The following is a 9,762-nucleotide window of genomic DNA, read 5'->3' as shown; positions in this document are numbered from 1 at the left end:
TCGTCAATGCGTTCTGACCTGCGCAAACGTTGGATACGTCGCGGGACGGGAGTTCTCGCAGCTACTTCCACTCCCGTTGTTTCTGCGCCGATAATCTACATTATGTAAAGTAAATCGATCTCGACCCTCCTCCACCGTCAACGGATACCTACCGATTGCGGCGAATCGATGAACCGCCAATCCACCGGACCGCGCCACTACGGCGCGGCCGGAATTTCAACGATCGCAAGGTTCCAACGGTCAGTTGTAGGAGAAACGTCATTGATTGTCACAGAAGTGCCACTGCTTGGCGTGGTGGCGTTCTGGCGTTGAACCCAGTACGTGTCGCCCGCTGGTGCAAGGTACTGGTCTACGAGCGTCTGGTTCGGCCCCGGGGCGCGTGATATCGCGTTGGACCAGTCCGTGCCGACACCCCACACCCAGGAACCGGCCCTCGTAGTGTTCAGGGTGGCCGTTGGGGCGCCGGACAATGCATTCGCACCGAGTGTTGCACCCGTCGTGATGTCAGCTCCGCGGAAGGCGGCAACCGTCATGGCGGACTGCCAAGTACCCAAAGCTTGCGTGGCGGTAACGGTCACGTTCGACAACGGACCGGCGGCGACGGCTTGCCAGATCTCCGCGGTACCTGGCTGGGTATTGGATCGTTGCCTGAGCGTCCAGTTGAGCCCTCCCCCGGACACACTTGCCATTTTGGCCGAGTTTGCGGAACTGGATCCGTCCGAACTTATGAAGGCCAGGAGGAGTTCGTTGGTTCCCGTGGTCGTCACGCCCGGGGCGCTGATCGTCGTCGAGCTGGTTCCTTGGTGGACGGAGACGATCTTATCCACCGTTATTCCACCGGGCGTACCGACGGCCTGCATCGCCACGGCGTTCGACGGCGGGCTGACATTGCCGGCAGCGTCGAGGGCAGAGACCGTGTATTTGTAGGTAGTGCCGGCAAGTACCGAGCTGTCAGTGTAGTGGGTCGACGTCGAAGTCCCGATCACGGTTCCGTCCCGCGAGACGCGGTACGAGGTAACACCCACGTTGTCCGTGCTGGCAGTCCAGTTCAATGCGATCTGTCCCGGGGACGCTGAGCCCACCAGGTTCGCGGGTGCTGTGGGCGCAGTGGCATCCTGGCCAGGCGCCGACAGTCGGATCATCCCGGCTACGGAGGGAACACCATTGCCGTCTACGATCGACAGCAGGTAGTACCCCGGGGGCGCATAATTGCCGTTGACTGGCATTTGGACGTTGAGGCCGCCGGAGGCCTGGGCGAAGTTCAGGCTCATCGCCCTCGCATTTTCGTCAAAAGCATGGGTTACGGATCCAGTCTTGATCAGGGATACGGATTGGATCCGGGGAGCATCCGGGGTTCCGATGAACGCCGTCGAACCGTACGGGGCGCTGCCCGGTACGGCAGTGATGCTTGGCCGCGCGCCCTTGAAAAGGTACGGCGGGGAGTAGATCTGGTAGCTTCGCTGGTCCGCTACCCCGTCGTCCCCGCCGCTGCCGGAGACGAAGACCCTGCCATCAGGGAGCAGGACTGCCACGGAGTGGTAAAGACGCGGAACCGACATCGCCGCCAGCGTGGTCCATGTTCCCGCGGTCGGCTGCCAGGCCTCGGCCTGCATCACGGCTCTGCTGACGTCCTGGCCGGATCTGTCGGTCCCGCCGCCCGTGGCAAGGACTGTGCCATCGGGAAGGTTCGTCAAGTTCACGAAGCTGCGAGGGAACGCCATTGGGGCCGTTACCTGCCACACGGGGTTCTGCGCGGTTATATCCAGGGTGAAGGCGGTATTGCTGGACTGGCCCGTGAATCCACCATCCGACGCGGAACCGGCCTTGATGAACTTACCCGGCGCATAGTTTGCAATCGAGGCGCCGTCCAGGACGCGGGAATCAACGGTGGCCCACTGCTGCGCCGACACATCGACGGCCAGGCTTGAGGTGGCCTGTTCGGATGCTCCGGCCTGGAGGACGCGCCCGTCAGGCAGCTGATACATGAAGGGATAGTACGGAATAGTCCGGCTCGCGCCCGTCAGGTCGGTCCAGGAGTTCGAGGTGGGCGAATACACCTCAGGGACCGGCACGAGGTCGGTCAAACTCGTGTTCGAACCCGAGGTCACCAGGACCCGTCCGTCAGCCAAGGTAGTCGCAGTCGGATACCACCGTGGGTGGTTCATGGGCGCCAAGGATTGCCAGGTTTCCGTGGCCGGGTCGAAGGCCGTCACATCGCGGATGCCCAGTCCCCCGTTGGTGGACGTTCCGCCGACAACCAGAATGCGGCCGTCGGGAAGGACAGCCTGCCCCGCGCAGAAAAGATCGACGGCGGCGCTCGGTACCTGGATGTAATTGCCTGTCACGGGATCGAGCAGATACTGCTCACCACCTCGGGAGAAGTCGCCTTGCCAGGTGAGGACCTTGCCGGTTGGTGTCAAGGCTGCGTGGATGGACACCTCCGGCCACGCAACGACAGGTCCCCAGGATCCGACTACTGATGGGTCCGTTCCAGACCCGCCGGCTGTGGTGAACGTGGCGTCACCCGAAACGGCAAGATTTCCTGCCGCATCGGCGGATTTCACGCGGTAGTGGTACAGGGTGCTGGCCGAGAGCCCGGACAGGCCCTGCGAGTGCGAAGCTTGAAGCGCCGAATTTTGAACTGTGCTTTGGCCGTATGCCGTGGTGGTGCCATAGTCCACCTGTGACGTGGATGCTTCATCGGTGGTCCAGCTGATGGTAGCTCCGGTGGAAGAGGGAGTGCCGGCAGACACCGCCGAGATCACGGGCGCAGTGGTATCGCCTGTTGCGGGCGCGGCCGGAAGAATTTCGATGACGGAGAGGTTCCACTGGTCAGCCGTGGGTGCAGTGTCATTGATCGTCACCGACGTGCCGCTGGTTGGCGTGGTGGCATTCTGTCGCTGGACCCAGAACGTGTCGCCTTGGTTTGAGAGGTACTCATCGACTTTCGTCTGGCCGGTGCCGACAGTTCGTGCTGTGGCTCTATCCCAGTCGTTTCCCGCGCCCCACACCCATGACCCGGCGCGCGTTGTGGTCAGGGAAGCACTGGGAGCCCCTGAGGCGGCGCTGCCCGTTCCGACACCGCCGTCGCTTGCCAAGTCCGCGCCTACGAATGTGGCCACGGTCATCGACGACTGGTACGTACCCGAGTTGGTGGCCGTAACAGTAACGTTCGACAAGACAGTGGGCGCTACCGCCTGCCAAATCTCCGCAGTTCCCATCTGGACGTTCGTCCGCTTGCGCAACCGCCAGGTAAGGCCGCCGCCCGTCACGGAAGAGAAGGCAACTCCCCCGGCGGATTTGGGCCCGTCCGACATGACGAAGGCAAGAAGGAGTTCATTCGTCTGGGTTGTGGTGAAGGCGGGCGAGGCGATGCGTGTAGAAGGGCTGCTTTGGTGTGTGCTGACGATGCGGTCCGCCGCCAGCGGGACGGCTGCTGCCGCAGGTGGCGCTGCCGGGAGGACACTCATTACAGATCCGGCGACTGCCAGGGAGAAGCTCGCGAGTGTTGCGAGGACCCATGAGGAAAGGGTGCGTTGCATGGCTGATCCTTCGAGGCCGTGAAGTCGCGTTTGAACACCTCACGGTTCTGCTGGGAAACGCAACACCCATCGGGCGGAGACCATGCGTTCAACAATTGGCACGGGAGAACCCCTGACGGCGGCAACCATGCCGCCCGAGGCACCGGCTGGTTGCGGTGCCGGTGTGGAAAGACTTTATTGAGCCGGCATTGCTACCCATCCCCCGATTCTGAGTCCATCTCGCGCATGGCTATCGCCAGCAACCGCGCTTGAAGCGGCGGCAGGCCACCAAGCTCATGCAGATATGCGTCAAGGGTTAGTTCATCTGCTTCGCCGCCCAGCCCGTAGAAGTACATCCACACTTTGCCCAGACCGGCGCTGCCTTCACGGAACCACGTTGCTGCAGTGCGCCGCTGTTCAGCGGCCCATGGTTCGATTTCATGCCCCTCGGGCACCATCACAACGGTTCCCCGTCTTGTAGACCGGGAGCCCCGATACGACTGTCCCGGGAACCGTCCAGGAATGTTTTGGAGATGGTGGCCGCGTGTTCTTCGACAGCCGCCACTGTGGCCTCGTCAAAGACCCCCAGACGGGCCTTTGCGTAGTGCCCCCACCGCTTATCCGCGTTCAGGTCCCCAATCAGCACCGTACGTTGGTGACGAAGTGCGGTAAGGCAGGGGCCGTCGTCGAAAGCGTACTGTTTTTCATCCAAGCGCCTCGCCGCGTCGGTGCTGCTGGCCACCGTTGCCGGCGATTCATTGTGTTCCACGGTGATGGCGCAAAGCATCCGCTCCTTGGGTCCCAGCATGGATGCCGAAATTGCCGTCAGGCCCAGAAGGAACTCAGAGAATCCGGGACTTTCAAGGAGCAAGTCCTGAAGTTGCTCCACAGTAGGTGCTGCGTCGTTTCCGACCATGTGCGTGCCTCGATCCAAATGCCAAGAACGCGTGCAAGGCCTGCCGACGGCACCGCCCTGCGCAGAAAGACGCTAGGCCCCAATGGCGTATATTCCGTGGACCGGGACATCTTGCTGAATCTCTCACCTCTACGGTACGCCTCAGCAAGTCTTTTCACACCAACGCGAATCTCCTAGGTGACACTGCCCGGCAAAGTCGGACCCGCCTACCCAAGGCCGGCCTAGTCCTTCCCGACGTCGTCACCGCTGTAACTGGCCCGGCTGCCGTCAACCCCCAAGCCATCGAGCGTTTCGTTCAAGGCCCGCGCAAGGAGAATATGCTCAAGCGGCACGTCGGACTCCTCAAGGGCAAGTTGGAATCGGAGTCGCTGGGCTTCCTCGTCCTCTTGAAAAGCCATATGAAACCTTTGGTGAAGCTGCGTTCCATGTGCCATGCGATCGAGTTGCACGGCGGCGAACTGCTTCACCAACGGTTATCACCATTGAATGAACCGGTGCTTGAAGCTGTCAAGAGCACCATTACCGCCAGCGGCCAATGGCGCCTCTCCCCCGGCGTGGGGACCCTTTGACACGCGGCCTGAAGACTGGAAGAGTGAGGAGTTCGCTGTTGCAGACCGGCGTGCCCTTTAAAGAGGCCGGAGGCCTTGGCAATGACCGATACCCAAATCCAAAAATTCCTCGACCTATGCACAGTCACGAACGGCACCAACGAGGACGGATTGGACCTCACAGCGCTTTTCGCTGGCTATGTCAGCTGGTGCCTGGCGGGCGGAACCGCGCCCATGGCAAACAGCACGTTCGTCACCGCAATCCGCCACCACGGAGTACAGCACGACGACGATCAGGGAACCATCCGCTTTTATCCAGGACTGAGGCTGGTGGAGCCCATGTCCGGGGGCGATGTTCCGGGCAGAAGGCATGCGGAAGCCGGAGTCCCGGGCACCCTTGATCCGGATATCCTGCCCGCGTAATTCGTTTCGTATTCCACCAAGGCTTGGGGCCGGCACCGACAGCGCCGGCCCCAGCCTTATGCGTTCACGCTGCGGCGCCCGCCACCTCGGAGAGATCGGCCTTTCCGTTGGCACAAAGCGGAGCAGCACTGCACATGACATAGTCACGTGCAGCGGGTCCGATCATCCTCAACCCGACCAGCACCCAGCTGCCTTCGTAGCGACCCCAGCGGAGGTGGTGCCGCCGAAGGGAAGACAAGAAAGCCTGTTCGGGCTCCCGTTCGACCGCAGCCATCCCGCACCAGCTGATATACAGCCCATACAGGGTGTCGAGGTCCAAGCCGTCATCGGTATCTTCTTCGATGACGAGGCATTCCTGTAAAAAGCGCGCAAAAGTATCCGTGGCCATGATGGCCTCCAATGGGATGGTAGGCAAAAGCCGCCGGGCTGCATCGGCGAGGAGCCTATGACTTAACGCTACTCATACCTGTCAGACACCACAAGGGGTACAGGCACCACACTCCTATTTACTAAGCATGCTTATGATAAATATACTCGGCTAGGTTGCCTGGAGAATCCCCTGTCCCCAATGTCACGCTCAGGAGTGGAAAGCCATGCCAAAATCACCACTGCTTGACCGCATGGATGCCAAAGCCGGCCGGCTGGGCACTGGCGCTTATGCTGCCAGCCTGGCCGCGGTCACCCTGGCTGCAGCCGGGCTGCTGGGACTCGGGTCGCACCTTCCATGGCTGTTTCCCAGCCTCGGCCCTACTGTCATGCTGTTTTTCGAGTCACCACACGAGGAATCGTCCAGCCCCAGGAACGCCTTGGTTGGACACGGAATCGGACTACTGGTGGGAGCTGCTTGCGCGTACGCCTTCGGCCTTCAGGATGCACCCCCGGCACCCGTAGGCGGGCTCTCGCCCCAGCATGTCCTCGCGGGAGTCCTGTCCGTCGCAGTGACTTCGTTCCTCCTGATGGTCGTCAAGGCACCGCACCCCCCCGCCGGCGCCACAACGCTGATCGTCAGCCTTGGAATTCTGACGACGCCCGTTCAGCTTTTGACGATGGCTGCAGCCATCACCCTTGTCACCGCGCTCGGTTGTGCTTTGAACCTCGCTCTGGGCACGCGGCCGGCACGATGAATCAGCGCGAGGCCCCCTGGGCGGCCCAGGGCCTACCAAGCTAGAATTGGACCACGATGTCCGTACGCCCAGCCCGCCTTTTAGTGGCCGGGATCGCCGTCGCGGCGACCCTCCTGACGGGCTGCACTCCCCCCGCCGGCGGCGAGAGGCAGGACAATTCGAATTTGACCGCGCCAACGGTGGCCGTGGATGACTCGGCAGCCACCCCACTGCCAGCTGCCCCCGATCCCATCACAACAGGCACTCCGTACAACGTGCCACCACCACCGGCGCCGCCCCTCCCCTTCGCCCTCAACCTCTATGAGGAAGGGGACTTCGTACCCCAGTACACCTTCGATTGGTGCGTGGCAGCCAGTATCCAAATGGCGCATAACCTGGCCCGCCACAACGGTCCAGCGGACGGCACGTGGGCAGGAAGGGAGCAGCAATCCGAATTATGGAACATGGCGCGGGCGCGTTCCACGGACGCCTTCAACGGCGCCAATCCATTTGGCTGGGCGGCGGTACTCACGGAAGTGGGTATGGGCCCCTACACAGTGGTCAGCATCCCTGACTACGGGGATGCCTTGCGCGCCGCAGCAAAAGCGCTCGGGACCACCGGCCGCCCTGTAGGGCTGGTGATGTGGAGCGGGCGGCACGCTTGGGTCATGAGCGGATTTGAGTCTGTCGGCGACCCCAAGCTGACCGATGACTTTCTCGTCACCAGAGTACGCGTACTCGACCCGCTTTACCCATACGGCAGCGGCCAATGGGGCCCTTCGCCCGAACCCGGCTCATTACTGGATCCAGGTCAACTGGCCGGACAATTCGTCGTGCGTGAACCAAGACGCTGGAGCAGCGGCCTGCCCGCCGGATATCTGTTGGTCATGCCGCTCGCCCAAGCCTGATACGCCGGTTTGACGCAAGCGTGGTGCCCGACCCTGCCGGGGGCCGGACACCACAAGACGCGGACTGGACTGGTTCAGGCGTCCTGTCCCGGCTGCTGCTCACCTGCGATATTAACGAGCCAAGCGATCCCGAACTTGTCAACGCACATACCGAAAACATCGCCCCAAGGAGCACTCTCCAGGGGCATGGTCACCGTTCCGCCCTCTGCCAGCTTGTCCCAATAACCGCGGAGCTCGGCTTCATCGGAAGACTCCCCGCTCAGAGAAATGGAGATGTTGTTTCCGGGGTTGTACTCCATACCGTTCGGGGTGTCAGAGGCCATCAGCGTCAGCCCGTTCGGAGACACCAACATGCCGTGCATGACCTTGTCGGCTTCTTCAGGGTCCTGGCTGGCTTGGTAATCGCCAAAGGTACTGATAGTCAGGTCTCCGCCAAAGACGGATTCGTAGAACGTGATGGCGTCCCGGGCATTGTCCCGGAAGGAGATGTAAGGGTTGAGGCGGGATGTCATGGTCAATGCTCCTCGGATAGTCGTCGGCGAAACACGTCGCCGTGCGGTTATGGTACAGCGCCTCCCGGCGCCTGTCTCCCTACCATTCAGTCGCCGTCGTAGGCTTTTCGCAAGGCGTTGATGTCAAGCTTTCGCATCCCCATCATGGCGTCCATGGCCCGCCGGGATGCGTCAGCATCCGGGCCCGCCAGGAGGTTGGCGAATCCGAGAGGAATAACCTGCCAGGACAACCCGAACCTGTCCTTCAGCCACCCGCACCGCCCCTCTTCGCCGCCATCCACGAGCGCCTCCCAGTAACGATCCACCTCGTCTTGGGTTTGGCAGTTGACAACCAGGGAAACCGACTCATTGAAGGTGAAATCAGGGCGGCCGTTGAGTGCAAGGAACTGACGGCCTTCGAGTTCGAACTCAATGGAAAGTGGCTGCCCGTCCGGTCCGGGCATGCTTGCGCCCAGCTTGGAATTGCTGAACGTGGTGGTGTAGAAACCGGCCGCCTCCGCGGCCCGTCCGTCGAACCACAGACACGTTGAAACTTTCTGCACGGCTCGGGTCTCCATTCCGCCGGGAGCACGTCCCGGGCTGCAACTAGTCACCAGATGTACGGATGCGGCTCACCAGGCCAACAGTATTGTCCTCGCTGTCCAAGATAAAGGCCATCCACTCCTCCGAACCAGCGGGGCCCAATCGGTCATCCTCGTGGACGAAAATCAAGTGCGGCTCTGCGACAATGTGGACACCCTGCACACGGAGGTCGTCAACCGTGCGTTGGAGATCGCCCACTTCAAGGTAGACCAACGACGGCGGCGCGCCCTTCTCCAGCAGCAGGCGGGTGCCGCCTATATCGAAGAACACCAACCCGGGAGGATCGAATACCGCCCGCGGTTGTGCGCCGATCAGATCGCCGTAGAAGCTTGTGGCACGTTCCAGATCCTGGGCGCGGAGCGCAACCTGGACGAGCCTCATTGGGACCTCCCTCACCGGGAACAGCGTTCCAGCCAATGTTTCCGGTACAACCCGGCATCTGCAAGACCACAGCCGCTTTTGCTTTTCGCGATCCTGGGCCGCCACGGATAGTCTCGAAGCCATGCCTCACTCCCGGAACCGTTGGATTATCGCCGCCGCTGCAGACATCCTGCTCATCCTCGCTTTCGCGGCCATCGGTCGCGATGCACATGCCCGTGGCGACATCATTGGCGGTGTCTTCCTCACCGCGTGGCCCTTCCTGGCGGGCGCGGCCGTGGGATGGGTCGGGTCACGCGCTTGGAAATCAGCCCTTGCGCTCTGGCCGGCAGGCGCCTCCGTGTGGATCGGTGCCGTCTTGGTGGGAATGTTGCTTCGGGCTGCGACCGGCCAGACGGTAGTACTCCCATTCATCATCGTGGCCACGCTTGCCCTCGGCGTGTTCCTGCTTGGCTACCGCGCACTCGTGGCGGTTTTGGGACGCCTGGCGCGGAAACGAAAATCAACGGTCTGAAGGCCGTGCCCGACGGCCCATGCACTAGGCTGTAAGGCGTCCGTAATGACGCTTTTCCGGAAAGGCCCCACGTGATCACCGCCTTCGTACTGATCAAGACCAACGCTTCACGGATCCCCGAAACGGCTGAACAAATATCCGCCATCCAGGGCATCAGCGAGGTCTACTCGGTAACCGGTGAATGGGACCTGATCGCCGTTGCCCGTGTCACGAAGCATGAAGACCTCGCGGACGTCATAGCGGACCGACTCTCGAAGGTTCCATCGGTAGTGCACACCACCACGCACATCGCGTTCAGGGCCTACTCCCAGCACGATCTCGATGCTGCTTTTGCGCTGGGATTCGAGTAGCCGGGAC

General features: G+C 61.9%; 13 protein-coding genes. 5 read left to right on the top strand and 8 right to left on the bottom strand.

The annotated features are described in order from the left end of the window. Positions 1 to 197 precede the first annotated feature (197 nt). The 4 genes from ACIPY2_RS04130 to ACIPY2_RS04115 form a co-directional block, all read right to left on the bottom strand. A complete protein-coding gene (locus tag ACIPY2_RS04130) occupies positions 198 to 3,542 on the bottom strand; it encodes a galactose oxidase-like domain-containing protein (protein WP_400265075.1) in 3,345 nt (1,114 codons plus the stop codon). Between the two features lie 191 nt (positions 3,543 to 3,733). Continuing rightward, positions 3,734 to 3,982: a hypothetical protein gene (locus tag ACIPY2_RS04125; RefSeq protein ID WP_400265074.1), complete on the bottom strand. Its 249-nt coding sequence runs from the start codon at positions 3,980 to 3,982 to the stop codon at positions 3,734 to 3,736. Continuing rightward, positions 3,979 to 4,437, bottom strand: a complete 459-nt coding sequence (locus tag ACIPY2_RS04120; protein WP_400265073.1) for a hypothetical protein — start codon at positions 4,435 to 4,437, stop codon at positions 3,979 to 3,981. Before ACIPY2_RS04120 ends, ACIPY2_RS04125 begins: the two co-directional genes overlap by 4 nt. Before the next feature lie 221 nt (positions 4,438 to 4,658). Next, a complete protein-coding gene (locus tag ACIPY2_RS04115) occupies positions 4,659 to 4,835 on the bottom strand; it encodes a hypothetical protein (RefSeq protein ID WP_400265072.1) in 177 nt (58 codons plus the stop codon). A 252-nt stretch (positions 4,836 to 5,087) separates the two neighbouring features. Here ACIPY2_RS04115 and ACIPY2_RS04110 point away from each other — a divergent pair, with 252 nt between their 5' ends. After that, entirely contained in the window at positions 5,088 to 5,408 is a 321-nt protein-coding gene (locus ACIPY2_RS04110; RefSeq protein ID WP_400265071.1) for a hypothetical protein, read from the top strand. Between the two features lie 64 nt (positions 5,409 to 5,472). Here ACIPY2_RS04110 and ACIPY2_RS04105 read toward each other — a convergent pair whose 3' ends face one another. Beyond that, complete coding sequence (locus ACIPY2_RS04105) at positions 5,473 to 5,796, bottom strand: hypothetical protein (protein ID WP_400265070.1); 324 nt, start codon at positions 5,794 to 5,796, stop codon at positions 5,473 to 5,475. Positions 5,797 to 6,001: 205 nt separating this feature from the next. On the opposite strand from ACIPY2_RS04105, the gene ACIPY2_RS04100 reads away from it, so the two are divergent. Both ACIPY2_RS04100 and ACIPY2_RS04095 read left to right on the top strand, forming a co-directional pair. Next, a complete protein-coding gene (locus ACIPY2_RS04100; RefSeq protein ID WP_400265069.1) occupies positions 6,002 to 6,532 on the top strand; it encodes an HPP family protein in 531 nt (176 codons plus the stop codon). Positions 6,533 to 6,588: 56 nt separating this feature from the next. After that, entirely contained in the window at positions 6,589 to 7,419 is an 831-nt protein-coding gene (locus ACIPY2_RS04095; protein ID WP_400265068.1) for a hypothetical protein, read from the top strand. Between the two features lie 74 nt (positions 7,420 to 7,493). Here ACIPY2_RS04095 and ACIPY2_RS04090 read toward each other — a convergent pair whose 3' ends face one another. The 3 genes from ACIPY2_RS04090 to ACIPY2_RS04080 form a co-directional block, all read right to left on the bottom strand. Beyond that, a complete protein-coding gene (locus ACIPY2_RS04090; RefSeq protein WP_400265067.1) occupies positions 7,494 to 7,931 on the bottom strand; it encodes a VOC family protein in 438 nt (145 codons plus the stop codon). An 86-nt stretch (positions 7,932 to 8,017) separates the two neighbouring features. Next, on the bottom strand, positions 8,018 to 8,473 hold the full coding sequence (locus ACIPY2_RS04085) for a VOC family protein (protein ID WP_400265066.1): 456 nt from the start codon (positions 8,471 to 8,473) through the stop codon (positions 8,018 to 8,020). A 43-nt stretch (positions 8,474 to 8,516) separates the two neighbouring features. Further along, positions 8,517 to 8,894: a VOC family protein gene (locus ACIPY2_RS04080; RefSeq protein ID WP_400265065.1), complete on the bottom strand. Its 378-nt coding sequence runs from the start codon at positions 8,892 to 8,894 to the stop codon at positions 8,517 to 8,519. A gap of 121 nt (positions 8,895 to 9,015) precedes the next feature. Here ACIPY2_RS04080 and ACIPY2_RS04075 point away from each other — a divergent pair, with 121 nt between their 5' ends. Then, on the top strand, positions 9,016 to 9,405 hold the full coding sequence (locus tag ACIPY2_RS04075; RefSeq protein ID WP_400265064.1) for a DUF3054 domain-containing protein: 390 nt from the start codon (positions 9,016 to 9,018) through the stop codon (positions 9,403 to 9,405). Between the two features lie 71 nt (positions 9,406 to 9,476). Beyond that, positions 9,477 to 9,755, top strand: a complete 279-nt coding sequence (locus ACIPY2_RS04070; RefSeq protein WP_400265063.1) for an Lrp/AsnC family transcriptional regulator — start codon at positions 9,477 to 9,479, stop codon at positions 9,753 to 9,755. The last annotated feature ends 7 nt before the right edge of the window (positions 9,756 to 9,762 follow it).

The organism is Paenarthrobacter sp. NPDC089675 (assembly GCF_044749185.1).
In the GTDB taxonomy this organism is placed as follows: domain Bacteria; phylum Actinomycetota; class Actinomycetes; order Actinomycetales; family Micrococcaceae; genus Arthrobacter.
The sequence above is the reverse complement of the archived record's forward strand: the minus strand, read 5'-3'. Positions and strand labels throughout refer to the sequence as shown.